General features: G+C 71.6%; 26 protein-coding genes, 1 tRNA gene and 1 pseudogene. 14 read left to right on the forward strand and 14 right to left on the reverse strand.

The window, feature by feature from the left end:
• Positions 1 to 67 precede the first annotated feature (67 nt).
• Positions 68 to 727, forward strand: a complete 660-nt coding sequence (locus tag ABZ956_RS11305; protein ID WP_361890398.1) for an HAD-IA family hydrolase — start codon at positions 68 to 70, stop codon at positions 725 to 727.
• An 18-nt stretch (positions 728 to 745) separates the two neighbouring features.
• On the opposite strand, the gene ABZ956_RS11310 is transcribed toward ABZ956_RS11305, so the two are convergent.
• A complete protein-coding gene (locus ABZ956_RS11310) occupies positions 746 to 1,111 on the reverse strand; it encodes a hypothetical protein (RefSeq protein ID WP_361890401.1) in 366 nt (121 codons plus the stop codon).
• Positions 1,108 to 1,317: a hypothetical protein gene (locus ABZ956_RS11315; protein WP_361890404.1), complete on the reverse strand. Its 210-nt coding sequence runs from the start codon at positions 1,315 to 1,317 to the stop codon at positions 1,108 to 1,110. The genes ABZ956_RS11310 and ABZ956_RS11315 overlap by 4 nt, the downstream gene beginning before the upstream one ends.
• Positions 1,318 to 1,747: 430 nt before the next feature.
• On the opposite strand from ABZ956_RS11315, the gene ABZ956_RS11320 reads away from it, so the two are divergent.
• The gene (locus ABZ956_RS11320; RefSeq protein WP_361890407.1) at positions 1,748 to 2,425 is read left to right on the forward strand and encodes a hypothetical protein; all 678 of its coding nucleotides are present in this window, start codon (positions 1,748 to 1,750) and stop codon (positions 2,423 to 2,425) included.
• On the opposite strand, the gene ABZ956_RS11325 is transcribed toward ABZ956_RS11320, so the two are convergent.
• Entirely contained in the window at positions 2,397 to 2,978 is a 582-nt protein-coding gene (locus tag ABZ956_RS11325; RefSeq protein ID WP_361890410.1) for a TMEM165/GDT1 family protein, read from the reverse strand. The genes ABZ956_RS11320 and ABZ956_RS11325 overlap by 29 nt on opposite strands.
• Before the next feature lie 201 nt (positions 2,979 to 3,179).
• On the reverse strand, positions 3,180 to 3,914 hold the full coding sequence (locus ABZ956_RS11330) for an ABC transporter permease (protein ID WP_361890527.1): 735 nt from the start codon (positions 3,912 to 3,914) through the stop codon (positions 3,180 to 3,182).
• Between the two features lie 338 nt (positions 3,915 to 4,252).
• Between ABZ956_RS11330 and ABZ956_RS11335 the strand changes: the two genes are divergently transcribed.
• The 3 genes from ABZ956_RS11335 to ABZ956_RS11345 all read left to right on the forward strand — a co-directional run bounded on the left by ABZ956_RS11335 (position 4,253) and on the right by ABZ956_RS11345 (position 6,463).
• Positions 4,253 to 4,894 (forward strand): HNH endonuclease family protein, encoded by a 642-nt coding sequence (locus ABZ956_RS11335; RefSeq protein WP_361890530.1) that lies wholly within the window; start codon positions 4,253 to 4,255, stop codon positions 4,892 to 4,894.
• Between the two features lie 186 nt (positions 4,895 to 5,080).
• Positions 5,081 to 5,566: a DoxX family protein gene (locus ABZ956_RS11340; RefSeq protein WP_361890412.1), complete on the forward strand. Its 486-nt coding sequence runs from the start codon at positions 5,081 to 5,083 to the stop codon at positions 5,564 to 5,566.
• Positions 5,567 to 5,824: 258 nt separating this feature from the next.
• Positions 5,825 to 6,463 carry a VTT domain-containing protein gene (locus ABZ956_RS11345; protein ID WP_361890415.1) on the forward strand — a complete coding sequence of 213 codons (639 nt, stop codon included), beginning with the start codon at positions 5,825 to 5,827 and terminating at the stop codon, positions 6,461 to 6,463.
• A 12-nt stretch (positions 6,464 to 6,475) separates the two neighbouring features.
• Here ABZ956_RS11345 and ABZ956_RS11350 read toward each other — a convergent pair whose 3' ends face one another.
• Complete coding sequence (locus tag ABZ956_RS11350) at positions 6,476 to 6,994, reverse strand: DUF1990 domain-containing protein (protein ID WP_361890417.1); 519 nt, start codon at positions 6,992 to 6,994, stop codon at positions 6,476 to 6,478.
• Between the two features lie 68 nt (positions 6,995 to 7,062).
• Positions 7,063 to 7,728 (reverse strand): snapalysin, encoded by a 666-nt coding sequence (snpA, locus tag ABZ956_RS11355; protein ID WP_361890419.1) that lies wholly within the window; start codon positions 7,726 to 7,728, stop codon positions 7,063 to 7,065.
• A gap of 232 nt (positions 7,729 to 7,960) precedes the next feature.
• Between snpA and ABZ956_RS11360 the strand changes: the two genes are divergently transcribed.
• On the forward strand, positions 7,961 to 8,932 hold the full coding sequence (locus tag ABZ956_RS11360; RefSeq protein WP_361890422.1) for a LysR family transcriptional regulator: 972 nt from the start codon (positions 7,961 to 7,963) through the stop codon (positions 8,930 to 8,932).
• 227 nt (positions 8,933 to 9,159) lie between these two features.
• Here ABZ956_RS11360 and ABZ956_RS11365 read toward each other — a convergent pair whose 3' ends face one another.
• Positions 9,160 to 9,405 (reverse strand): hypothetical protein, encoded by a 246-nt coding sequence (locus ABZ956_RS11365; RefSeq protein ID WP_361890424.1) that lies wholly within the window; start codon positions 9,403 to 9,405, stop codon positions 9,160 to 9,162.
• Between the two features lie 364 nt (positions 9,406 to 9,769).
• Between ABZ956_RS11365 and ABZ956_RS11370 the strand changes: the two genes are divergently transcribed.
• Positions 9,770 to 10,321, forward strand: a complete 552-nt coding sequence (locus ABZ956_RS11370) for a hypothetical protein (RefSeq protein ID WP_361890427.1) — start codon at positions 9,770 to 9,772, stop codon at positions 10,319 to 10,321.
• 58 nt (positions 10,322 to 10,379) lie between these two features.
• Positions 10,380 to 10,823 (forward strand): hypothetical protein, encoded by a 444-nt coding sequence (locus tag ABZ956_RS11375; RefSeq protein WP_361890430.1) that lies wholly within the window; start codon positions 10,380 to 10,382, stop codon positions 10,821 to 10,823.
• A gap of 217 nt (positions 10,824 to 11,040) precedes the next feature.
• On the opposite strand, the gene ABZ956_RS11380 is transcribed toward ABZ956_RS11375, so the two are convergent.
• Positions 11,041 to 11,586 (reverse strand): flavoprotein, encoded by a 546-nt coding sequence (locus ABZ956_RS11380; RefSeq protein ID WP_361890432.1) that lies wholly within the window; start codon positions 11,584 to 11,586, stop codon positions 11,041 to 11,043.
• A gap of 182 nt (positions 11,587 to 11,768) precedes the next feature.
• Here ABZ956_RS11380 and ABZ956_RS11385 point away from each other — a divergent pair.
• Positions 11,769 to 12,510: pseudogene (locus tag ABZ956_RS11385) on the forward strand (transcriptional regulator); the annotation flags it as partial.
• Between the two features lie 362 nt (positions 12,511 to 12,872).
• Positions 12,873 to 13,238, forward strand: a complete 366-nt coding sequence (locus ABZ956_RS11390; RefSeq protein ID WP_361890435.1) for a hypothetical protein — start codon at positions 12,873 to 12,875, stop codon at positions 13,236 to 13,238.
• A 676-nt stretch (positions 13,239 to 13,914) separates the two neighbouring features.
• On the opposite strand, the gene ABZ956_RS11395 is transcribed toward ABZ956_RS11390, so the two are convergent.
• Positions 13,915 to 13,986: transfer RNA gene (locus ABZ956_RS11395), tRNA-Val, on the reverse strand.
• A gap of 188 nt (positions 13,987 to 14,174) precedes the next feature.
• On the opposite strand from ABZ956_RS11395, the gene ABZ956_RS11400 reads away from it, so the two are divergent.
• The 3 genes from ABZ956_RS11400 to ABZ956_RS11410 all read left to right on the forward strand — a co-directional run bounded on the left by ABZ956_RS11400 (position 14,175) and on the right by ABZ956_RS11410 (position 16,663).
• Positions 14,175 to 14,951: a DUF4097 family beta strand repeat-containing protein gene (locus ABZ956_RS11400; RefSeq protein WP_361890438.1), complete on the forward strand. Its 777-nt coding sequence runs from the start codon at positions 14,175 to 14,177 to the stop codon at positions 14,949 to 14,951.
• A gap of 74 nt (positions 14,952 to 15,025) precedes the next feature.
• Positions 15,026 to 16,393 (forward strand): hypothetical protein, encoded by a 1,368-nt coding sequence (locus ABZ956_RS11405; RefSeq protein WP_361890441.1) that lies wholly within the window; start codon positions 15,026 to 15,028, stop codon positions 16,391 to 16,393.
• Positions 16,394 to 16,450: 57 nt separating this feature from the next.
• Positions 16,451 to 16,663, forward strand: a complete 213-nt coding sequence (locus ABZ956_RS11410) for a zinc ribbon domain-containing protein (RefSeq protein ID WP_361890444.1) — start codon at positions 16,451 to 16,453, stop codon at positions 16,661 to 16,663.
• Positions 16,664 to 16,681: 18 nt separating this feature from the next.
• On the opposite strand, the gene ABZ956_RS11415 is transcribed toward ABZ956_RS11410, so the two are convergent.
• From ABZ956_RS11415 to ABZ956_RS11430, 4 genes are all read right to left on the reverse strand, one after another.
• On the reverse strand, positions 16,682 to 17,347 hold the full coding sequence (locus ABZ956_RS11415) for an O-methyltransferase (protein WP_361890446.1): 666 nt from the start codon (positions 17,345 to 17,347) through the stop codon (positions 16,682 to 16,684).
• A gap of 70 nt (positions 17,348 to 17,417) precedes the next feature.
• On the reverse strand, positions 17,418 to 18,245 hold the full coding sequence (locus ABZ956_RS11420; RefSeq protein WP_361890449.1) for an HAD family hydrolase: 828 nt from the start codon (positions 18,243 to 18,245) through the stop codon (positions 17,418 to 17,420).
• Positions 18,242 to 20,875 carry a phosphoribosyltransferase domain-containing protein gene (locus ABZ956_RS11425; protein WP_361890452.1) on the reverse strand — a complete coding sequence of 878 codons (2,634 nt, stop codon included), beginning with the start codon at positions 20,873 to 20,875 and terminating at the stop codon, positions 18,242 to 18,244. The genes ABZ956_RS11420 and ABZ956_RS11425 overlap by 4 nt, the downstream gene beginning before the upstream one ends.
• The gene (locus tag ABZ956_RS11430) at positions 20,872 to 22,059 is read right to left on the reverse strand and encodes an HpcH/HpaI aldolase/citrate lyase family protein (RefSeq protein ID WP_361890454.1); all 1,188 of its coding nucleotides are present in this window, start codon (positions 22,057 to 22,059) and stop codon (positions 20,872 to 20,874) included. Before ABZ956_RS11430 ends, ABZ956_RS11425 begins: the two co-directional genes overlap by 4 nt.
• A 253-nt stretch (positions 22,060 to 22,312) precedes the next feature.
• On the opposite strand from ABZ956_RS11430, the gene ABZ956_RS11435 reads away from it, so the two are divergent.
• Positions 22,313 to 23,350, forward strand: a complete 1,038-nt coding sequence (locus ABZ956_RS11435; RefSeq protein ID WP_361890456.1) for a TerD family protein — start codon at positions 22,313 to 22,315, stop codon at positions 23,348 to 23,350.
• Positions 23,351 to 23,396: 46 nt separating this feature from the next.
• Here ABZ956_RS11435 and ABZ956_RS11440 read toward each other — a convergent pair whose 3' ends face one another.
• Positions 23,397 to 24,140: a Tellurium resistance gene (locus tag ABZ956_RS11440; protein WP_361890458.1), complete on the reverse strand. Its 744-nt coding sequence runs from the start codon at positions 24,138 to 24,140 to the stop codon at positions 23,397 to 23,399.
• Positions 24,141 to 24,206: the final 66 nt, after the last annotated feature.

A 24,206-nucleotide genomic window follows, 5' to 3' on the forward strand; every position in this document is an offset into this window, starting at 1 on the left:
CCGCCCGCACTCCCTGACCGGCGGGTGGAGCCGCTTGTCTTCTTCCGCGGCGCTCTGGAGTCCTTCGATGACCACGCTCACGGCACGTGCCCTGCTCCTCGACATGGACGGGACGATCGTCAACTCCGACGCCGTCGTCGAGCGCTGCTGGCGCCAGTGGGCCGAGGAGCACGGCCTGGACGCCGACGAGGCCATGAAGATCGTCCACGGCCGCCAGGGCTACGCCACGATGGCCGTCCTGCTCCCGGACCGCCCCATGGAGCTCAACCACGAGGACAACCGCCGCATGCTGGCCGCCGAGACGGCCGACGTCGACGGCGTCGTCCCGGTCCCCGGCGCCCCCGCCTTCATGGCCGCCCTGGCCGGCCTGCCGCACGCCCTGGTCACCTCCGCCGACCGCGCCCTGGCCCGGGCCCGCATGGGCGCGACCGGCCTGCCGATGCCCGCGGTGCGGGTGACGGCGGAGTCGGTCGGCGCCAGCAAGCCGGACCCGGAGGGCTTCCTCAAGGGCGCGGCCGAGCTCGGCTTCGCGCCGGGTGACTGCGTGGTCTTCGAGGACTCCGAGGCGGGCATCGCCGCCGGCAGGGCGGCGGGCATGCGCGTGGTGGGCGTGGGCCCGCGGGCCGCCGCGCACGCCCCGGACGTGGCGGTGGCGGACCTGAGCGAAGTACGCGTCGAAGCGGCCCCGGACGGCGGCATCACGCTGCGGTTCGGGACGACGGGCTGAGGCGTACGCGACGGGGCGTCAGCCCAGCTGCGCCTTGGCGTGCGCGATCACCTGGTCGAGTTCCTTCGTCGGCGAGAACTCCATGAACTCGCTGTCCTCCAGGGCCTCAGGAGCGTGCCCGGGCGCCCAGTAGAACGCCTGCCCCGCCTCGTACGTCTCCTCGCCCTGCCGCGTCCGCAGCTTGATGCGGCCCTTGGTCAGGAAGCCCCAGTGCGGGCACTGGCACAGGTCGTAGGGCAGGCCCTTGAGGACGGGAGCGAGATCCGTCCCCTTGGCGGTGCGCATGTACATCACGCTCATGCCCCCGCCGATCTCCTTCAGCCGCGCCTCGACACCCTCACCCTCGAGCGCGACCGGCGTGTCCTCACGCGTCGTCGACGTCATGGTCTCTCCTCTCGCGCCTTCTCGAGCAGGCCGGACAGTTGCGCGTCGTAGTCGGCGAGGAGACGCCGCAGCTCTTCCAGCGCCTCGTCGGGCATCTCGTCGGGAGCGGACTCGGCGACGTACCGGGCCGCGGCGACGAGCGCCGCGAACTCATAGGCGTGCGAAGTCACCCGCAGCACACCCGGGCGTGCCCACTCGAGCTGCATCGTCGGCAGCCACCCCCTTTGTCCGGCCGAGTAGCTGTCCCACTTCTCACGATAGGCCGTACGGTCCCGGCATGCTCCTGTGCCTGGAGCGACTGCCCGCTCCTACCGGTGGAACGCGGCCGATCAGCAGGTCACGGTCTTCTGGTAGTGGCCGCCGAAGAAGTAGTGGACCATGGTCTGACCGTTGGCGAGCGTCTTGCCCCACCGTCTGACCTGCGCGGATGCGCCCCCTCATGGGACATCGGGGGACGCGCCCCCGGAAGATCCGGTGCCGGAGATCCACCGCACCCGCGCGCCCCCCAACGCGCCCGCGCATGCGCCCCGGTGCCTCCACGGCACGCGCTCGGGTGGTTGGCAACCACCGTGCCCCGCAGTGGAATGCCCTGATGGAAACGCACCGCACCGCACCGCGAGAGAAGTGGGTGACCGCGTGATCCACATGACCGAGACCCTCGCCGTCCACACCGTCGAGGGCTTCCTGACCCCTGACGAGACGGCCGAGGTCGTCAAACTGCTCGACGATCACATCGAGGCGACCCGCTGGATCCCCCTCCGGCCCAGTGACGGCATGGTGGCGCCCGACGATGTCCAGGAGATCCTGGCGGGTGCCGTCGTGCGGGCGCTGCCGTCGATCCGGCGGGTGTTCCCGTCCGTGGCCGCGGCGACGGCGTGGGACTACCACGACCTCGGGCCCGGCGACCGGATCCAGCCGCACGTGCACGGCGTGAGCGACCCCGACAGCCGGCCGCAGCGGGTGGCGCGGGTGGCGTTCCACCTGCAGGAGGCGGAGCGGGGCGGGGAGTTCTACGTCGACACGTGCGCGTCCGACGCGCTGTGGACGGGGCGGACCGCCGGCCCCGGCAGCGGGTTCGCGCCCGGCACGCGGTTCGTCCGGGAGATATCCCACCATGCCGGGCCCCAGGCGGTCGCCGCGCTCGCCGGCATCCCCCGCACCCGCTGGACCAGCGCGCCGCCCGCCGGGACCGCCGTTGTCTACGGCGCCCAGCTCGTGCACGGCGTCCAGACGGTCCACGAGGGGCGGCTGCGGAAGCTGATCACCAACCTGATGGACGGGCCCGTCAGCCCACCACCGCCTCGTACAGACTGAAGCCCGCCAGGGCCAGCATCACCAGTGCCGCCACCTTCGTGATCAGCTTCAGGGGCACGTACCGCATCAGGGTCTTGCCGCCCAGGATGCCGAGGCCGGCCACCGCCCACAGGGCGAGGACCGCGCCGAGGCCGACGGAGACGGGGTCCTCGTAGCGGGCGGCGAGGTTGGCGGTCATGATCTGGGTGAGGTCGCCGAATTCGGCGACCAGGATGAGCATGAAGCCCGCCCCGGAGACCTTCCAGAAGGACTGGTCGGCGGGCTTGGCGATCTCCTCGTCCCCGTCGTCCTTCTTCAGCAGCAGCATCGCCGCGCCCGCCAGGAACAGGGCGCCGACGACCGCCTGGACCAGGCGGTGCGGGAGCAGCGTCAGGACGCTGCCGGCGGCGATGGCCAGGGCGACGTGGACGAGGAAGGCCGCCGCGACGCCCGCGAAGACGTACGAGGCGCGGTAGCGGGCGCCGAGCATCAGGCCGGCGAGGGCGGTCTTGTCCGGCAGCTCGGCCAGGAAGATCACGCCGAAGACGAGGGCGGCGACGGTGAAGCTGATCACAGGGGTGGGTTCCTCTGTCGGTGGGTGGTGACGCCAGCCCCGCCGAAACAGTGACCTGCACATCCAGATCAGGGGTCGCTTCGGCACGGCAGCGTCGTGGACACTGCGGCCGAAGGTCTCGCTGGCCCCTCCGTGACGGACGGGCCTCCGGGCGCCGGCCGGGCGCGAGGCCCAGCAGTATGTCGACGGTCCGGCGAAGAGCTACTCCCCTTCTGCTTCCCCCAGGGTAAGGGATCGGTGCAGCAGCCCGCGCGCGACGAGTTCCAGTACGACCGCGACCGCCACCACCTGCACCGTCATCAGCGCGACGAGCACGAACAGCTGGACCACGCCCGCCAGGACCGGGGAGGCGCCGCCCAGCAGCATGCCCACGAAGGCCCCGGGCAGGGTGACCAGGCCCACGGTCCGGGTCTGGTCCAGGCCCGGCAGCAGGGCGTCGGAGGCGGCGGGGCGGGCGATCTCCAGGCGGGCCTCGCGGGGCGGCAGGCCCAGGGCCATGCCCGCCTCGACCTCGCCGTGGCGGATGCGCAGCTCGTCCAGGGCGCGGCGGCCGGCGAGCACCGTTCCGGTCAGGGCGCCGCCGATGAGGATGCCGGTGATGGGGACGAGGGCGACGCCCTTGACCGGGACGAGGCCGGTGAGCAGGAGCGTGAGGACGGCCGGGACGACGCCCGCCGCGATCGGCAGGGCCGCCCACCACCAGGTGCGGTTGTCCGTGACGCGGCGGCCGGCGGTGCGTACGGCCACGGCGAACATCAGCGCCAGGAAGGCCAGGAGCAGCGGAACCGCCCGTACCACCCAGCCGATGAGCGCCGAGACGGCGGCCAGCTGGAGGGCGGCGCGCAGCCCGGCGAGGGCGATCGCGCGGGCGTAGCCGCGTTCCTTGCCGTCCGCGAGGCGGGTGAGGGCCGCGACGGTCACGGCGGCGGCCAGCATGACGGCGAGGACCACCGCGAGGGTGCCGTTGGCGGGCAGCAGGACGTCGGCGGCGAGCACCCGGTCACCCTACGGGCGGCGGGCGCCGGTGCGCGCCCGTACGGCCGGCGGCGTGTCCGTCCCCCGGCAAACGGACTCTGACGGTCCGCCAACTGGCGGGCGCAGGTGGGTACATCTCACGTCCGCAACCCCTTGTTTTGGCATGAGCGCGTCGCCATCCTGTCACCTGGCGACCACCCCCCTGACACCCGGCGCCGCGATCCTGGCCGCGCTTCGGCGGCCCAAAGCCCTCCACCCCCAAGGGAGTTCTCATGCCCGGACTGCGCGTCCCCTCGGCCCTGCGCGGCGTCTACGCGCGTCGTACGGCCGTCACCCTGGGCCTCACGGCCCTCGTCGGCACGCTGGTACTGAACGGCCCGGCGGCCCAGGCCGCGCCGCCCACCCCGCCGGACGCCGCCACGGCCCGCGCCTACCTGGGCAAGCTGACGGTCAAGCCCGAGGGCTCGATGGACGGCTACAGCCGGTCGAAGTTCCCCCACTGGGCCACCCAGTCCGGCCAGTGCAACACCCGTGAGGTCGTCCTGAAGCGGGACGGGCAGAACGTGGAGCAGGACGGCAAGTGCGCGGCCGTCTCCGGCACCTGGCTCTCCCCCTACGACGGGGCCACCTGGCACGACGCCCAGGACATCGACATCGACCACCTCGTGCCGCTGGCGCAGGCGTGGCGCTCGGGCGCCAACACCTGGACGACCGAGCAGCGCAAGGCGTTCGCCAACGACCTCACCCGCTCGCAACTGATCGCGGTCACCGACCGCGTCAACCAGGCCAAGGGCGACAAGGACCCGGCGCAGTGGATGCCGCCCCTGAAGTCGTACAGCTGTACGTACGCGCGGATGTGGGTCTCGGTGAAGTACGACTACAAGCTGACCGTGGACTCCGCCGAGAAGACCACCCTGACCGGCATCCTCAACGGCTGCTGAGCAGCGCGCAGGGCCTCTCCCACCTCGCGGGGAGGCCCTGCGCGCCCCCGGGCGGGGCTCCAGGGGCCTGGTTACAAGCGTGTTGCGGTGCGGGAAATCAAGAAACTTGAACTTGCAAGTACTCGTTAGGCGTGCCTAACCTTGAGCTCTCGGCGTTTCCTGTCCCCGACACGAGGAGCTCGACCCATGTCCCCGACGCCCACGGCGGCCTCGTCCCCGGCCACCGGGCAGTCCGCCTCGGCCACGTCCTCCCCGACGCTCCCCGAGCGCCTCGACGCGGCCCGCCCGTACGTGCTGTCCCTGTTCCGCATCGTCATCGGCCTGCTCTTCGCCTGCCACGGCGCCGCTTCCCTCTTCGGCATCCTCGGCGGCGCGGCCGGCACCGGCGGCACCGTGTCCGCGGGCACCTGGCCCGGCTGGTACGCGGCCGTCATCCAGCTCGTGGGCGGCGTCCTCGTGATGATCGGCCTCGGGTCGCGCTCCGCGGCCTTCATCTCCTCCGGCTCGATGGCGTACGCGTACTTCGACGTGCACCAGGGCGAGGCGCTGTGGCCGATACAGAACCACGGCGAAGCGTCCGCCATGTTCTGCTGGGCGTTCCTGCTGCTGGTCTTCACCGGCCCGGGCCCGCTGTCGCTCGACCGCCTCTTCGGCCGGGCCAAGCGGGGCTGACCACCCTTCACGGCCGCACCACACACACGCGCGCGCAGGGGCCCGGCGGAATCCGGGCCCCTGCGCGCGTGGCGCGTACGTGACCTGACTCACCCTCCGGTACGTGACCCGCCTCACGCCCGGCACGTGATTCGAACAACATCGCGGGCCCCACGACCGTCCCCCGGTCGCTCCAGGCGTACGCTGTACGGTTGTGAAGGCCGCCCCTGCCGCTCCCCTGCGACGTCGCGGCGGGGGACCGTACCGGGAGATCAGGACGTGCTGGAGCAGTTGGGGTCGTTGGCCGACACCCCATGGATATACGTGATCGTCGGACTCTCGGTACTCCTGGACGTCTTCCTGCCGGTGCTGCCGAGCGGCGTCCTGGTGATCGCCGCCGCCACCGCCGCCGCGGGCTCCGCCGCGGGCGCCGTGGACGAGGCCGCGCGCGGCCACGCGGGCTTCTCCGACATGTTCGCACTCGTGATGTGCGCCGCCACCGCCTCGGTGCTCGGCGACATGGTCGCCTACCGCCTCGCCTGGCGCGGCGGCGACCGCTTCGACCGCGCCATCTCCCGCTCCCGCCGCCTGACCGCAGCGCAGGCCAAGCTCGGCACGGCGCTGCTGCGCGGCGGCGGGCCGCTCGTCGTCCTGGCCCGCTTCGCGCCCGCGGGACGCTCGGTGGTCAGCCTCGGCGCGGGCGTGATGCACCGCCGGGTGGCCGAATTCCTCCCCTGGTCCGCGCTGGCCGGCCTGACGTGGGCGGCGTACAGCGTCAGCCTCGGCTACTTCGGCGGCCAGTGGCTGGGCGCGAGTTGGCTCAGCACGGCCGTCTCGGTGCTCGCGCTGTTCGCGGCGGGATCGGGAGCGGTCTTCCTCATGCGCCGCCCGGAGGAGCCGGAGCCCCAGCCCCACTAGGGGCCGCGTCGCTCACGCTCCGGTGAAGCGGCGCAGCGCGCGCCCGCATTCGCGCGCGTACGCCCGCTGGACCAGCGGTACGAGCGGTCCCACGGCCCGGGTGAACCACCGCGTCGGCCTGCTGAAGGCGAGCACGGTCAGCCGTACGTCCCCCGTGGCCTCCTCGAGCGTCACGACGAACGCCTCCTCGCCGCACTCGGGGTGCCCGGGCAGCGTCCCGTACCCGAAGCCGGCCCGCCGCTCCTCGCGCACGGCCCACACCACCTCGCACGGGCCCGACACGCTCAGCGCCCCGAGGCCGAGGGCGGGCGTCACGGTGACGCCGGGCGCGGGGGCCGCGGTGCCCGCGGGGATGCGTACGCCCCTCATGGCGCGGTGCATCTCCCAGGACAGGACGGCGTCGGCGGCGGCCCGGAAGGCGGCGGGGCCGTGGCCGACGCGGGTGCTCACGCGCAGGTGGTGATAGCCGCCGGGCAGCGGGGCATCGCCGGCGGTGGCACCGGCTTCGGGGTAGGTGAGCCTGTCCGTCACCGCGCCAGTATGGGCGACGGCCCGGCCCCACGGGGGGACCGGGCCGTACGTGCTTCAGCCGGCGCGGATCAGTGAACCTTGGTGAAGGGCGCCTTGTCGAAGGCCTTCAGGCCGTTGGCCCACAGCTGGTTGACGCGGTTGCGCTCGGCGGTGTTCGGGTTGGGGTTGGTGCAGGACGGGCCGGGGCCGCCACCGGACATCAGCTCGCTGCAGGGGCCGGAGTAGTGGTCCGGCAGGCCGAGGACGTGGCCGGTCTCGTGCGCGGTGACGCGGGTGGAGTCGTACTGCTCGTTCTGCCGGTAGTCGAGGAAGATGTAGCCCCGGCCGTGGCCGTCGGTGCTGGCGTACGAGCCGCGGGAGTCGTTGCCCTCGTAGTATCTGAAGTCGGCGTTGGAGCCGGCGCGCAGCTGGACGTTGCGCACCGAGCTGTTCCATATCTGCGCGCTTCTGGCTATCTCCGTCGCGAAGCTCGGCGCCCGGCTGGCGTCGTAGGTGACGGTGACGGCCGCGAGCCCCGGCGAGGCCGCCTGCTTGGCCTTCGCGGACTTCATGACGGCCTCGAAGAAGGCCTTGTTGTCGGCTTCCTCCTTGGCGGAGCCGACGTACGAGGAGGTGGTCGTCGCCTGTGCCGGACCACTGCGGTCGAGAGCCACTGCCGATGCGGGGACGGCGGTCATCGTGGCCGCCAGCCCGAGGCCGAGGGCGGCCGAGAGCACCATCGTGGAGCGTGTCATGTGGGGGACTCCAATTCGTGCCGGGAGCCGCTTCGGCCGTGCGCGGTGGGACGCGCGGCCGGGGCTCACGGGTGAACTCCAGTTCCCCTCGAGTCTCTGACGAGTTATCAATGGTGCGGATGATGCCAGTTGGCCATAGCGCCATCCAATCGCCTATCCTGCGCCATCCAACTGTCCATGTGCGTCCGGCATGTGTCTGGTGTGACGTACGGGGCGCGGATATGCTCCCCCCGTGGAGCTTGAGGTCAGGCACCTCCGTGCACTTTGCGCCATCGCGGACACCGGCAGCGTGCGGAAGGCCGCAGTGCAGCTGGGCATGACCCAGCCCTCCCTGACCACTCAGCTCCGCCGCATCGAATCCACCGTCGGCGGGCTGCTGTTCACGCGCGGCCAGACCGGCAGCCGCCCCACGCCGCTGGGCCACTCCGTGCTCTCGCGGGCGCGGCCCATCATCGCCGAGATGGCCGCGCTGGTAACGGCCGCCCGGGACGCGGCAGTCGGCGTCGGCGGCCTGCGGCTGCGCATCGGCAGCATCGGCAGCCGGGCGGTGACGGGCTGGCTGCGCCGCATCCACCAGCGGCTGCCGGACACGGACACCACCATCCATATAGAGGTCTCCTCGAACACCCTCCTGCAGCTGCTGGCCACCAACCAGCTCGACGTCGCCTTCGTCCACGAGACGGCGGGCTTCCCCCTGCACGTGCCGGAGGGCGTGGAGCGCCGCGTCCTCATCGCGTGCGAACCCCGCTTCGTCGCCCTCGCCGCCACGCATCCGGCTGCGGCGCGCACCGCGCTGTGCCTGACCGAGCTGGCGGCCGACCCCTGGATCGTCGACCCGACCGCCGACGACGAGGCCACCGCCCTGCGCCGCGTCTTCATGACCGCCGGCCTGGACCCCCGCCTGATCCACGTCCGCGACAACACCACCGCCGCCGAGCTCGTCGCCTCCGGCGAGGCCGTCCGCCCCACCCAGCCCACGGCCGACCCCGCCCCGGGCACCGTCATCCGCCCCCTCCTGGGCGACCCCCTCTCCACCCAGCTCTCCCTCGCCTCCCGGTCCGGCTCCCTGCCCCTGCGCGAACTGGACGCCCTCTTCACCGACTTGATGTCCGCCTACGTGACGGCCGCCGCCCACAACCCCGTCTACCGCGCCTGGCTCGACCGCAACGGCAGCCCCCTGCTGCCGTCGGTGGGCAGCCACTGACCGGGCCGGGGGCTCTTCCAGCGCTTGCGTAAACGGGGCCGAATGCAACAAAGACCCCTTCACGGATCACCGCGAAAGGGCCTCTGACCTGCTATACAGGCCCACGACTCGCCTGGGGTACTCCCACGATTACCTTCCGGGCGCGTGTCGGCGGTGTGGCCGGCACGTCGCTGAGCCCGAACCAGCCGGCCTTCGCCTCGGGCGTGACGTCGAAGCGCCGGCGCTGCTCAGTCCACAGCGACCGGCGGCGCCGGGACCTGGGCGTCGAGCATCGTGACCCGGCCCGGCATCCCAACGTCGGGCAGCAGCAGTCCAACCGACTGCACCGTGATCGCCGACGGGACGGCTGGCAGGGTTCGGGACGCGACCGTCTCCAGCGACTTGGTGATCACAGGTCTGGGATCGGCGACTTCCGCTTCAAACACATGGACGGGTATATCGCGGAGCGCGTCGCCTGGATCGCCGTAGCTCATTGGCCAATACATCCACCCGGATTCAGCCAGTCCTCTATCGATACCGCTGGCTAAAACGCTCATCCGTTACATGCCTCTAACCAGCCGAGTTACGCTCTACCGCCACCTCAAGGCCGAATACGCCCGCCAAATCCGGCAGAAACGCCCATGTTTCACGCCAATGCGCGGATAGCCAGTCAGTCGATCATGCGTTGAGCGGGTCATCGTGCCGCGCTAGCGTCTGCTCGTCGGCCCGGAAGCGATCTTCTAAAAGCGACCGGGAAAGAAAACGGGGAAGACGACAGCGAGAGCCGGGCGGGCTACCAACCAATGCACCGGCGATCCCGCATGCCCTCTTCCCCGGCATACGCATCTGGGAGTGTAAGTGAAGCGAAGCACTCTGCGCATCGCCGGGGTCTCAGCCCTGGCAGCGCTCGCCTTCGGTGTCACCGCACCTGCCGCCTCTGCGGCTGAGTTCAACCGTGGCCAGACCGCGCCAGTGTCGGCCAGCGCTGCTGGTACAGCGTCCAGACTTACCGGCGAGGCCGACGCGGTCCGCGCGTTGGAGGCATTTGCCCTGGCCATCCAGAACCTGCCGGAGCGCCTCCAGGCCAAGAACCTCAACGACCCCGAGGTCGTTCAGCAGCTGACCAAGGCCATGGAGCGCCAGGGCGTCAGCCACAACACCGCGTCGAAGGTTGTGGGCCTCAACTGGCTGAGCTGCAGCTTGGCCGTCGGAAAGTTCGCTGCGGAGAACGCCATACCTGTTGCCAAGGTAGCCCGGATCGTCGGCAAGGTCGGTGGGTATGGCAAGTTCGCCAAGTACGCATGGCGCTACATCAAGGAGGGGCACGTCCCCCCGGAGGCCGGCGAGGAGTTTGCCGACTTCGTCATGTCCGTAAGCGGACTTGGCGGTGTGGCAGAGGCGTGCAGCTGACGCTCTGACGTCAGGGACGGCCGGCCACACGACGTGACGTGTTGAGAGGAGAGGGGCCATGCCAAGCGTTTTTCAAAAGCCCGTGGGCGAAGACAGTCCGGGAACGGTGAAGGAAGCCATCGGGTACGGCACCTTCAACGTGCTGTTCTTCCTGATGCTCTCCTATCCCGGCGCCTCGTTCCTGCGGGAACTGCTGGGATGGTCTGGTCTTGCGACCACTCCTCTGATCGCAGCCGCTGTCTTGTGGCCGGTCTCGGTCGCCATTGTGTACGCCGAGCCTCGGCTTCATGCGCAGGTGTGGTGGCCAAAGGTCTCAACAGCGTGGACCTGGGGCTGTTCCGTCTTGTATACGTTCCCGCCGCCGGTCCTGGCCCTGACCTTCCCGCTCGCCGTGGGCAATGGTTGGCCGACAGGCGTTCCCACGCTCATTTCGCTTCTGCCTGTGGTTGCCCTGTTCGGTTTCTTCGTTGCTCGTCGACGCTGGCGGGACCGAGCGCACTGAGCAGGACCGGGCTGGGTCCGAACAGGTCGATGCGGTGGAGCTGGCTGTCATCCGGCAGCCAGCTCGCTTCTGTGGATGGGGATACTCACCGCGAACTGGCCGTTGGCCAGCCCTCATGAGGACGCCGAGACCGCCGCTGCGCGGCAGAGGAGCTGCATGGCTGCTACTCACCGCCCCACTCCACACGCAGTGGCCAGGGCAGGGCAGGCCCCACACACTACGCCGTTTCCAGAATCCGTTTTGCCTCACTGAGCGCGATGTCCCACGGGTAGCTGGCTGGGCGCCCTGAGCCAGGCGGGTTCGGCACGAAGCCGCTCTCCCCGTACAGGACAGAAACGCCGGCCTGCCGGAGCGTCTCCACCGAGCGCTCGAACTGCGGGTGACGTGCGAGGGCTTGATTCACGCAGGGCATCGTCACCAACGGAATCTTCTTTCCGATTGCCTCCGCCGCAAATCCGGCGACAAAATTGGCTGTGAACCCAAGAGCCCACTGATTGATCGTGTTGAAAGTGGCCGGCGCCACGAGCGCCACGTCCGCTGGAGGCCAGACGTCTGGCTCGGTCGGCCTTCGGTGCTTCGAGCGGACCGGGTGCCCCGTCAACGTTTCCAGGACCGGGAGTTGCTCCTCCACCCAGCTGGCAGCGGTCGGCGTCAACCCCAGGCAGACATCCCACCCGTCCGCTTGTGCCCGATGAACGGCCTCAGCGATGCCCAGGACAGGAGGAGCTGCGGCTCCCAGCACGTACAACACAGGAGTGGTCATAGGGGGATCACACCACAGGCGCCCGCCCCCACACCGGCAGGTGACGGGGGCGGGCGCCGTTCCCCCGCAGGCGAGCAGGGGTACCGTTCCAGATGACTAGTCGGGGACGGAGACCAGTATGTCCAAGCTGGAGGACGACCACACGGGTAGGCGCATCGCCGAGCAGCGCAAGCGCGCTGGGTAGTCCATCGTCCGAGCTCTGGTCAGCCCTCGCCTCCGCCTATCGCACCGCTCACGACGTCGCCATCAAGCTCGGCTTCTACGATCTCGCAACCGTCGCGCTCGACCGCATGGACTGGGCTGCGTACCGCGCATCCGACCCGCTCATCTCGGCAATGCGTCAGTACATGCGTGCGCTCGTGTACTTCCGAGAAGGCGAGCACAGCATTGGCCTGCGCCTCATCGGCGCCGGCCACAACCTCATCGGCCCCAGCTATACGAGTCTCGAATCCCGGGCTGTGGCCGGCCAACTCCACCTAGGAGCCACCGTCATTGCTGCGCGCGCAGAACGAGGGCAAGGTAAAGGCGCATCTCGCCGAGGCACAGGCTTTGGCCAGGCAGACAGGTGAAGCCGGCCACATTCACTGGCTTTCCTTCGGGCCCACCAATGTGGCTGTTCACGAGGTGTCCGCCCAGGTCGAGATGCGCCAGTACGGCAACGCGGTGAAGACGGCGAAGAGCGTCCTGCTGCCCGACAATTGGGCCGCGTCACGCCGTGCCCACTTCTACATTGATCGTGCGCGTTCCGAGATGGAGATCGGCCGGACGGAAGCAGCGCTGAAGTCTTTGGTGGCTGCGCGAAAGACGGCTCCTCAGCAGACCCGCTATCATCCTGGCGCCCGGGAAACGATCAAGGGGCTCGTCCACCTCCAGCGCAGGACCCCTGACACGTTGAACCACATGGCCGCGTGGGTGGGCCTCTAGAGCCAGGTGTCACGAGTGTCACTCAGCAGTGACACTTAGCGGGATCCCGCTTCGCCACCCTGGTCCCACACCTCGACCACATCGAAGTTGGGACATCCCCATGGGTACAGCGTGCTTCCTCCCGCATGCTTCTCGACGCTCTGGTAATGGCAGAACGCCTCGGTACGCGCGGCAGGTGCCCAAGTGTCGGTGAACCGCCCTGCCAGCCCCCACACCACTGCTGAGTGCCGGACCGGACAGCACACCCCGGCATGCTCCGGCGCCACGCCCATCCGGCGGGTAGGCGCATCAGCTCCTACAGCCAGAACTGAACCTCTGCCCTGCACCTGTACGTGCCATCGGTCATCAGCGGAGGGAACCCCGTGGCCGTCCACTGCGACGGCATCATCCTGAACGCCACTGACGTGAAGCGCGGAATCCGCGGCACCAAGGACGAGCCTGAGATCGAAGCCCGCTTCAAGGAGTTCGGCATCTGCAATGCGGTCATCGTCACCCGCACCCGGCAGGAGTACACCGTGCTGGTAACCCCTGACAGCACACGCGACTGGGATATCCCTTGGGTGGAGTGCGTCGGCGCCGGTCACCGCCGGAAGCACTTGGCCGTGCCCCATCCCACGCGCGAGGCATGGCCGGGCGCCTACTGGCTGCTGACGGCGCCCGACTGCCGCGAGAAGCTGAACGACCCGGCCAACGTGCGCAAGCTGCTCAGGGCGGGGGCACGGCCATGATGTATTGCTCGTGGCACAAAGAGCGCGTGCCCGATGCGGCCGCGGTAGTCACCGTCGACGGTGACCAGGTGAGCCATCATGTCTACGCCTGCAAGGAATGCCAGGACACACACGGCCTCACGCCACTCCGTGAGCGTGAGGCAGACGCTGCGAGCCGAGCCCGCCTCTGGAAGAAACTCGGCCGCGGTTAGACGTCCACGAACAGGGCAGCCGGTGATACGTGCAGCGCGTCAGCGATGCGCAGCAGAGAGTCGAGCCGCGGGCTTGAGGCGCGCCCCTCGATGCGGTCGACCGCCTGGCAGTCGCGGCCGACCAGCTCGGCGAGCAGCCCTGCGTGAGGTTGCGGCCAAGCCGTACTCCCGGATGCGGTTGCCCACTGCCCGACGGCGGGTTAGTACCCAGTCGGGCGGTGAAGTCTTCGGCACCTGATTACCGTGTGCCGATCATGATCGAAAGTCAATATCGTAAACCGTGCACACCGCCCCGGCCCTCCAAAGGGTCGGGGCGGTTTGGCATGGACGCAACGCGGGCGGTGTAGAACAGGTCCCTCGCAAGGTGACGTGCGGCACGGTGCCTGAGGGGATGTGGACCGTATGCGGACTCCGGTCATGCATGAGGCCCCCGATCATGAGTGATCGAGGGGCCAAAATCACCGCTGAACAGCGGTTATCTTCGGTGGGCACAGACGGATTTGAACCGCCGACATCCGCTTTGTAAGAGCGGCGCTCTACCGCTGAGCTATGCGCCCTGGCACGAAAGGACAGCCTACATTGCCCTCCCCCGGTCCTCGCAAACCCGGGGGTTAACCCCACCACGGACCCGGTAGCAGGTGGGATGTCCGGATGATCTTGCCGCGCATAGGCTCGTCGAGCAGGTACTCACCGACCGGCCGGGGGGCATGGGCCCGCCCGCCGTACGCCCGACATGGAGATCATCATGGTTGCCCGCGCCCACCGCGCCGTCCGCGTCAGCGCCGTCCTCGGCGGAGCCCTGATCGCCGGAAGCCTGCTGACCGGGTGCGGGACGGCCAACGCCGACGACGCCACGCCCGAGAGCAGGACGTTCTCGCTCGGCGGGCGGGAGCTCACCGTGGATACGGACAACTCGGCCGTCGAGCTCGTGCCCGGCGACGGGGACGGCAAGCAGGTCAAGGTCACCCGGTGGTTCGACGGATGGGCGCTGGGCGGGTCGACCGGGGTGACGTGGGCGATGGAGGACGGCGGGACGCTGAAGCTGCGGGTGAAGTGCAAGGGGGTGACCGTCGGGTGCGAGGCCAAGCACCGGATCGAGGTGCCGCGCGGCGTCGACGTCACCGTCAGGGACGGCGACGGCACCATCACGGCGCGCGGTTTCGAGAGCCGGCTGAAGGTCACCTCCGGCAACGGCGCGATCGAGGTCCGCGACACGAAGGGGCCGCTGGAGCTGAAGAGTTCGAACGGGCAGATCACCGCCGAGGGGGTCGGCTCCCGGAAGGTGAGCGCCACCACCTCCAACGGGGAGATCCGCCTCGGCCTGACCGCCGCGCCCGACACCGTCACGACCCGTACCAACAACGGCTCCACCCGCATCACCGTGCCCCGCGCCCCCTACAAGGTGACCGCCGGCTCCGGCAACGGCAGCGTCCACGTGGACGTCCCGCGCGACGACGCCGCCCCGCACGCGGTGAGCGCGCACAGCGGCAACGGCTCCATCGACGTGCGGACCAGCGGCTGACCGCCCTGTGTGTTCGCCCTCGCCGGGTGGGAGAATGGCACCCGGGCCTGGGGCGATCCATCGGGAGAGGGCAAGTGACGGCGACCTTCGCACGTACGGTGACGGCTGCGGCCCGCGAGACCCTCGCGCTTGTCCTGCTGCCCCTTCCCCTGCTCGCCGTGGCCGTGGCCGGCTCGAACGGCGCCTTCGCCGGGGGCGGCACGCGCCGCTGGGGCTGGGGGCGCGGGGAGAACCAGCGCGCGGAGGCCCAGGCCGCCAAGGACGCCGCCGCGGCGGCCTTCTACGAGCTGGACACCGCGCAGCGCGAGCTGCGGATCTCCATCGAGACGATCACGGCCGTCGACGCCTCGCCCGCCGCCCGCAAGGCTGCCGCCGACTTCGAGGCGTTCGGGCGCCGCATAGACGAGGTCTCCGGCACGTACATCACCGCCGTCGACACGCACGACCTGGACCGTGACGACCTCGACGCCGCGACCGCCGGCCGGGCCCGCGCGGACCTGGTGAAGGCCAAGGACGAGCTCGTCCGGGCCAAGGCGGACCTGGAGCGGTTCGGGGAGAGCCTGGGCCCCCTGCTGACGCGGGCGGAGAACCAGCTGGCGCAGGTCGCGCCCGCCGTGGAGCGGGCCCGGCAGGGGCTGCTGGCCGCGAGCAACGCGCTGGACGCCGCCCGGGCGACCGGGCTCACGGCGGACGACCTGGCCGCGCGGCTCGCCGCGCTCTCCCCCGAGCTGACCAAGCTCAACCAGGGCGCGGGGCAGCACGGGGTGCAGGAGACCGTCGTACGGGCCGAGCGCGTGCAGCGGGAGGCGGAGGCGATCCGCAGCGACGCCGAGCAGCTGCCGCAGCGCGCGGCGGAGATCGACAAGCGGCTCGTCTCGCTGCGGACCCGCGCCCAGGCGCTGGCCACCCGCGCGGCCGGCATCACCCCCGTCCTCAGCGAACTGCGCCGCCGTTACAGCGCCGCGTGCTGGCAGGACCTGCAACAGGTGCCGGAGGAGGCCGGGCGCGCGGTCGTCCAGGCCGAGCAGCGGCTGGCCGAGGCCCGCACCGCCCGGGACGAACAGCGCTGGGCGGACGCGACCTCGCTGCTGACCACGGTCCGGGCGCTGCTCAACACCACCGACGAGGGCGTCTCGGCCGCCGGCGACCGGCTGCGGCGGCTGGACGAGGTGGCGTTCGACCACCAGCGGGAGGTCGAACGGACCCGCTTCGCCATCCGCGACGCCCAGCGGCTCGCGATGACCGGACGCAGCACCCCCGACCCGCGCCACGCCCGCCCCCTCGACGACGCGGTGGCCCGCCTGGAGCGGGCGACGGGCGATCTGGAGGGCCGGCACCCGGACTGGTGGCACTTCCTGACCGAGATGGAGGCCGTGCGGCAGTCCGTGGCCCATGTGGTGCGGGAGATCCGCGAGGAGCGCGCCGCGGGGAACGGGCGCTGACGCCGGCTGCCCGCGCTGCCCTCTGCGCGGCGCGGGGCGCTGGCTATGCTGCCTGGCATGCCTCGTTATGAATACCGCTGCAGGGCCTGTGGTGAGACCTTCGAGCTCAACCGGCCGATGTCCGAGTCCTCGGCCCCGGCCACCTGCCCCGAGGGGCACGCGGACACCGTGAAGCTGCTGTCGACCGTCGCGGTGACCGGTGCGGCCGCCCCCGCCGCGGCCCCCCGCGCGGGCGGCGGCGGGTGCTGCGGAGGCGGCTGCTGCGGCTGAGCCGGCCGTAGCCGCGCGTCAGCCGACCCGGCGGGCCAGCGTCAGGCCGTCCGCGACCGTCAGCATGACCGACTCCATCCGCCGGTCCGCGGCCACGTGCTCGTTGAACGCCCGTACGTGCGCGGCCGTGCCGTCGGTCACCGACGGGTCCGCGACCTGGCCCATGAACAGCACGTTGTCGACGACGATCAGGCCGCCGGGGCGCAGCCGGGGCACCAGCTGCTCCCAGTAGTCGATGTAGCCGTCCTTGTTCGCGTCGAGGAAGGCGAGGTCGATGTGCGGCTCGGCCGGCAGGGCGCGCAGCGAGTCCGCCGCGGGCGCGATGCGCAGGTCGATCCGGTCCGCGATGCCCGCGGTGGCCCACGCCTGGCGGGCGTGGGCCGTCCACTCCTCCGACACGTCCAGGGTGATCAGCCGGCCGCCGTCGGGCAGCGCCTGCGCCATGGCCAGGGCGGACAGGCCGGTGAAGGTGCCGACCTCCACCACCAGCCGGGCGCCGGTGAGCCGTACGAGGAAGGCCAGCAAGGGGGCCTGTTCCTGGGCCACCTGCTTGATGGCCTCGCCGGGGTAGAGGGCGTGGGTGGAGTCGACCAGGGCGCGCTGCACGGGGTCGAGGGGCGGGTTGTGGGCGAGTACGTACGCGTACAGCTCGGGGGTGAGCGGAGCGCTCTTGATCTCGGGCACGCGATCTCCTCGTTGGCTCGTCGAGGACGACGGAGGGCTGCGACGACGACACGGTGACGCGCCCCCGAGACTAGCCCTCCCGGACCGCTCCCTCTGGAACCTTCCGCTCCGCGAAGGCCCGCAGGATCTCCTCGCCCGCTGCCACGCCCCGCGTGAGCAGGGCGGTCACATGCGGGGCGGTCCAGCCCGCGTCGGCGAGCTCGCCGTGGCCGGGGCGCCAGGCGCGGTCGGCCGCCAGCAGCAGGTCGGCGTCCAGCAGCGAATCGCCGGCGGCGAGCACCTCGGTGGCGCCGGTGCGGCGCGCCACTTCCGCCACGGCAGCGCTCTTGGTGAGCGGCTTGGGCACGGCGTAGACCTTGCGGCCCTGCAGCGAGACCGTCCAGCCCCGCTCGCCGGCCCAGACGGCCAGCTCCTTGACCCAGGCGGCGGGCAGCTGCTCCCGGTCGACGACGAGGTAGGCGAACAGGTCGGCCGCCGTACGGGACTTGAGCAGCCAGGCCGGGTCGGTGGTGCGCAGCAGCCGCTCCTGGACCTCCTCCAGCGAGGCGCACTCGGCGGCCAGCGTCCGGCGCACGGCCGCCCGCCAGGCGAGGTCGGGTTCGCCGTCGACGAGCAGCTCCCCGCCGTTGGCACAGATCGCGAACGCGGACGCGGGGCCGGGCAGCCGGACGCGTTCGTACTGCTCGCGGGTGCGGGTCGTGGTGGGCACGAAGGTGACGGTGCGGGCCAGTTCGGCCAGCAGCGCGGCGGCGGTCTCCGTCATGTACGACAGCGGCTTGTGCTCGTACGTCTCCACGCACAGCAGGCGCGGTGCCTGCGCGTCCGGCATGGACAGGGCGAGCGCGGCGGTGGAGTAGATGAGGGTGCGGTCGAGGTCGCTGGCGACGAGGAGGGTCACTGCGCGGCCACCGCCTTGCCGTCGGCGCCGGTGGCGCCGCGGGTGTAGTGGGGGTGGATCAGGCCCACGCAGCTGTACGGCAGGTCCCCGACCTCCTCGACCGGTACGCCGCGCTGTTCGGCCAGCAGCCGCACGTGGTCCAGGTCGGCTCCCGCGCCGCGCTTGGCGAGGATCTTCCAGGGGACGCGGCGCAGCAGGACGCGGGTGGTCTCCCCGACGCCCGGCTTGACGAGGTTGACGTCGTGGATGCCGTACTCCTCGCTGATGCGCTCGACCGCCGCCCAGCCGGCCCAGGTGGGGGTGCGGTCGGCGGCGGCCATCTCCTTGGCGTCGAGGGCGACGTCCTGCTCGACCTCGGCGAAGCGGGCGCGGACGGTGTCGAGGAAGGAGCGGGAGACGTCGGCGGTGGCCAGCTGGCGGTAGTACTTCGCGCCGTGGAAGTCGTGCGGCCCGACGAGGTCGGCGCGCAGCACGGTGCGGGAGATGAGGCCCGAGACGGTGGAGTTGAGGCAGGCGGAGGGGATGAGGAAGTCGTCGCGCGTGCCGTAGGTCTCCACGCAGTGACCGGGGTCGGCGAGCACGGCGATCCGCGGGTCGAAGCCGGGGAAGTCCCGCAGGGCGTCGGCCAGTTCGCGCGTGATGGCGCCCTTGCCCGTCCAGCCGTCGACGAAGACGACGTCGGCCGGGTCGTGGTGGGCGGCCAGCCAGCGCAGGGCGTTGGGGTCGATGCCCCGGCCGCGCACGATGGAGACGGCGTAGTGCGGCAGGTCCAGGCCGTGCGCGTGCCGGGCCCAGCGGCGCATCAGCACCCCTACGGGCGTGCCGGCGCGGGCCAGGGAGACCAGGACGGGGCGGGGCGTCCGCTCGGCGAGCACGGTCTCGGTGACCGCGCCGACGGCCCGGGCGACGCGGGCGGCGGAGGCGTCGAGGGCGGAGTGGTAGAGCGCCTGGTAGCGCTCGCTGGGCTGGTACTCGACCGGCAGCGACTCCGCGTAGTGCGCGCCGCCGCTCTGGATGGCCTCCTCGCGCTCCTCGGTGGGTGCCTCGAGGTCCACGGCGGAGAGGTCCTGGAGCAGCCAGCCGACGTCCTCGGGGTCGTACGAGGAGAAGGCGGGGCCGCGGAGCGGTTCTGGCATGGGGGGTGTGGCCTGTCGGTCGGGGGCGTAGGAGGGGATGACGGTGAGCAGCACGTGCCCGGTGTGCGCGGCGAGCCGGTCCAGCAGTCCGCCGGGCGCGTGCAGGGCGGGGGTGTCGCCGGCGGAGTCGACGACGGCGACGACAGCGTCGAAGCGGTCGCCGTGGCCGTGGCCGTCGCCGTGGCCGGAGGGGGCGACGTTGTAGGCGTAGCGCTCGCCCGGCCCGTCGGACGGGTCGTCGTGCGCCGGGAAGGCGAGGCGGGTGCGGATGGCGTAGCCGGGGTCGTCGACGGCGAGGACGGGCGAGCGGGTGGTGGTGGAGAACCGCACCTCGGCGCACTCCTGCTCCAGCGCCTGTGCGAGGCGCAGGGGTGCGTACATCAGCTCCTCGGTGCCGAGGACGAGGACGCGCCCGGCGTTCGCCGGGAGGGCGGCGCGGACGCGCTCCGCCATGCCGGGCAGCGCGGCTTCCAGGCGTGCCCGGTGGGCGGGCGTGAACCCGTGCCGGCCGCCGTCGGGCAGGCCGGGGGGCCAGGCGAGGTCGACGCGGGCTGCCGCCTGCGGTGGGTTCGGCACCGCCGGACTCGCCGGTGGACGGTTGCCCGCCGTCGCGGCGGGGAAGGAGCCCCGGTCCCGCCCTTTCGCCGTTTCCCGGGGCTCCGCCCCGGACCCCAGGGGCCCGGGGGCTTGCCCCCGGTTTCGGGAAGGGGCGGGACTGGGGAGCTCAGCCCTCGTGGGGCGGCCCGGCGGTGCCGAACCCGCCGCCGCCACGGTCGCCTCGAACTCGGCCACCAGCTCCTGTCCCCGCTCCAGCACGCCTGCCGGCAGGCGCACCGTGCCGCTCGCCGCCGCGATCAGGTCGACGCGGGCGCCGAGCTCGCCGGCGAACTCCGTCAGCCGGGCGCGGTCGTGCTCGCCGCGCATGTCGACCAGGGCCACCACCACGTACCGCTCGCGCGGAAAGCGCCGGTGCAGCGCCGCGATCGTGTTGAGCACCGTGCGCCCCGTGGAGAACTCGTCGTCGACGAGCACCAGCGGGCCGTCCCCCGTGAAGAAGCCGGGATCCTCCGGCAGCAGCAGGTGCGACGTGGCGTGGCTGTGCTCCTCCTCGAAGCCGCCCACGGGGCGGACCCCCGGCACCTCGCGGCGCGTGGAGTGCAGGTACGGCGCCAGGCCGAGGCCGTCCGCCACCGCGTGGCCGAGGCCCGTGGCGGTCTCGGCGTAGCCCAGCACGACCGCCCGCGCGGCGTCCGCCTCGCCCAGCAGCGCGCGTACCCGGCGGCCGAGCCCGGCGCCGGCTTCGTATACGACGGAAGGGAGCTGCGGGACGTGCTTGCCCAGCACGTTCGACACGAGCAGATGGGCCCGCTTGGGGTTGCGGCGCAGCGCCAGGCCCAGCAGCTCCGGCAGCCGGGCGTCACCTTCCAGATCGACGCCCAGCCGCCGCGCGACCCACTGTCCCGACCACACCACGTGCGCGTTCTCCTCGCTCATACGTCCTGCAACCCCGCAGCCAGCAGTTCCACGAAGCTCACGTCCTCCCGGGCGACGCCGAAGACCTCGGCGCGCAGCATGGTCCGCTCGGCCCAGGCCCGGTGCGGCTTCACTTCGTTCATCTTGTTCGTATAGGCGGAGCGCAGCACTCCACCACCGTCGCGTTCCGGCCGCAGGATGTCCTGCGCGTCGCTGAACTCCTCGTGGCTGACGACGGACAGCGCGTGCACGGGGGCGACGTGGGAGGGGTGGATGCAGGTCTTGCCCTGCAGGCCGTTGGCGCGGTCCAGCTGGATCTCGCGCAGGAGGCCGTCCATGTCGTGCTCGATGAGCGCCGTGCGCAGCGCCTCGGCGGGCCCGGCGAAGGGGCTGCGGCGCAGCTGGGGCTTGAACATCCGCTCGGGCTGGGGGAAGTACTCCCAGACCGGGCCGGTGACGGTGAAGCCGCTGCCGTCGGCGCGGCCCAGGACGTTGACGACGTCGGCGATGACGGAGGCGACGATCTGGACGTCGTAGGCGGTCATGTCGGGTGCCCGGCGCAGCCCGTAGGCGGAGCAGAAATCGGTCACGCCGAGCCGGAGCGCCAGCACGCGGTCGCGGTACTTGTCGACGGCCCGGGCGATGCCGGTGAGGGTCTCGGTCCGGGTCTCCAGGTGGAGCAATTCGGGCGATTCGAGCACGGGCATGGCGAACAGCCGGCGCCCGCAGTCCGCTTCCGCCTCGGCGAGGGCCTCCAGGAACGGCAGCCCCCGCTCCTCGGTGAACTTCGGCAGGACGAATCCGGACAGCAGCCGCCCGGCGGGGCCGAGCCGGCGCACGAGGTCGGTGATCTGCGCGGGCTCGCGGACCCGGACGAACAGCAGGGGCAGCTCGCCGCCTCTGCCGTCGTCCCCGGCCTCCTCGCCGGCGGCCAGCTCGGTGAACTGCCGGACGAGGTTCTCCTCGGCGCCCACCACGTCCGCGTCGCCGATGGAGTCCTCCAGGCACAGGACCATGGAGACCACTCCGCGCCGCGCCTGCTTGGCGACGTCGCGGGCGAGCGTGGTGCGGGTGGCGGGGCTGTAGAGCGTGGCACCGAGGGCGGCGGCGAGCGTACGGGCGGGGGAACCGGCGGTGAATTCGCCCGGCTCCTTGTGGAACAACGCGCTCCGCACCGCAGGCGCAAGGTATCCGAAATGCCTCATTGCTCTCCCCGAATGCCACGGCCTGGGCGCCTCCCCTCCGGCCGGGCCGGCACGGAAGTGTGGCCGATTATCGTACGTCCGGGGGTGGGTCAAGAGTTCCCCAAGTCTGTTAAAAGCTCATGACCAGCAAGGATCCATCCGGTAAGCGAGCGCGGTACCGAAAGAGGACCACCACCCCTCAGCGTCCCCCGGCAGCCGTCCCGCACACCCCCTGCGTTGTCCCCGGGCCGTGCGGGAGGGCAGGATTGCGGGCATGACGCACGCGATGCTGAAGGGGTCGAACATCCCGCTGGAGGCCCCGACCGTGCGGGCCGTACTGCGCTGGACGCCAGGGCCGGGCGTCCCGGACGTGGACGCCTCCGCGCTCCTGCTGGGCGACGAGGGCCGCGTGCGCTCGGACGAGGACTTCGTCTTCTACAACCAGCCCCGCCACCCCTCCGGGCTGGTCCGGCACCTGCCCAAGAAGCGGCTGGTCGAAGGCGCGACGGACTCGGTCGAGGCCGACCTGTCGGCGCTGGAGCCCGCCGTGACGCGCGTGGTGCTCGCCGCCTCGGCCGACGGCGGGCCCTTCGGCCTCGTCCGGGACCTGTGCGTCCTGCTGTACGACACGGCGCGCGGCGGCTCCGCGACGACCGAGACGGCACCCATCGCGCGCTTCGACGTACGGGCCGAGACGGGCGACGAGACCGCGATGCTCTGCGGCGAGCTCTACCGGCGCGGGGACGGCTGGAAGTTCCGCGCGCTCGGCCAGGGGTACGCCTCGGGCCTGGTGGGGCTGGCCACGGAGTTCGGAATCTCGGTCGAGGAGACGGAGGACACGGACGCCTCCGGCGCCCCGGACCGCGCGAGCGCCACCGGCGACCCGGAGCCGGCCGCCGCCCCGGACCCGGCACCCGCGCCCGCACCCGTGCCCGCCGCCACCGCACCACCGGCGCAGGCTCCGGCGCCCGCTCCGGCGCCCGCACCCCAGCCCGCGCCCGCTTCCGCGCCCGGCTACGGCTACCCGCCGCCGCCCTCCGCGCCGCCCGTCATCCCGCCGCCCTCGCAGTCCGTACCGCTGCCCGCAGCCGCTCCCCAGGCGCCGCAGACGCCCCAGCCGTCCTACGGCTACCCGCCGTACCCGGCGGCCCCGGCGGCCCAGCCGTCCTACGGCTATCCGCAACAGCACCAGACGCCGCAGACGCCTCAGCCGTCCTATGGCTACCCTCCGCAGCAGCCCGCGCCCGACCCGGCCTTCCGGCTGCCCCCGCAGGGCCCGCAGTTCCAGCCGCAGTTCCAGCCCGGGCGCTGACCCGGTGCCGGCGCCCGGGCGCCGGCACCGGTCCAGGTGTGAGTGGTCACACCTTGCTCTTGTACCCCCGCCCCCACTGCAGTCCCCATCCGTACAGCCGGTCCAGCTCCGACTGGAAGCCGTACACATACTTCATCTCGCGCCGCACGATGATCTCGCCCTTGATGTTCTCGATCAGCACCACGGCACACGAGCGCGCCTCCGGGGCGCGCTCGTCGAGCGAGACCTCCAGGCGCGGGCCGTTGCCGGGGTAGAGCGTCACCAGGGCGTGCGTACGGTCGAACGCGGGGGTGCCGTCGTAGATGTAGACGAAGATCAGCAGCCGCTTGATCTCGTCGCGGTGGTCCATGTTGATGTAGATCGTCTCGCCCGACCCCGACCCGAAGCGGTCGTCACCGCTGAGCTGAACATACGGCGGCGAGTTGACGCTGCCCAGTATGTTCCCGAGTGGCTGGACTACGCCCTTGGAACCGTCCTGCAGCTCGTACATACAGGCGAGGTCGAGGTCGACGTTGACCATGGCGGGGCCCTGCGCCTGCACCATCTGCGGCGTGAACTTGCGCAGCGGGTGCCGCAGCCCGGCTCCGAACGAGCGGCGCTCGTCGAAGTCCGAGGTCCGCATCCGCCAGGACAGGTTGACGCGCAGGTTGCCGGTCACCGCACCCTGCTTGGTCAGCGAAAACGTGGGACGGCGCTTGGTCAGTTCGACCGCGCCGTTGGTGCCGCTGCCGTCGAATTGGCGCGCGGCGGCGCTCCCCCAATTCCCGAAGAGCTTCTCCCATATCGCCATTGCCGTAACCCCCACCGTGTCGAGCACACATGCCGCGGGGCGGTCGCGAGGATGATCCTCGCGACC

The organism is Streptomyces sp. NPDC046261, from assembly GCF_040646235.1.
Taxonomy (GTDB): Bacteria; Actinomycetota; Actinomycetes; order Streptomycetales; family Streptomycetaceae; genus Streptomyces.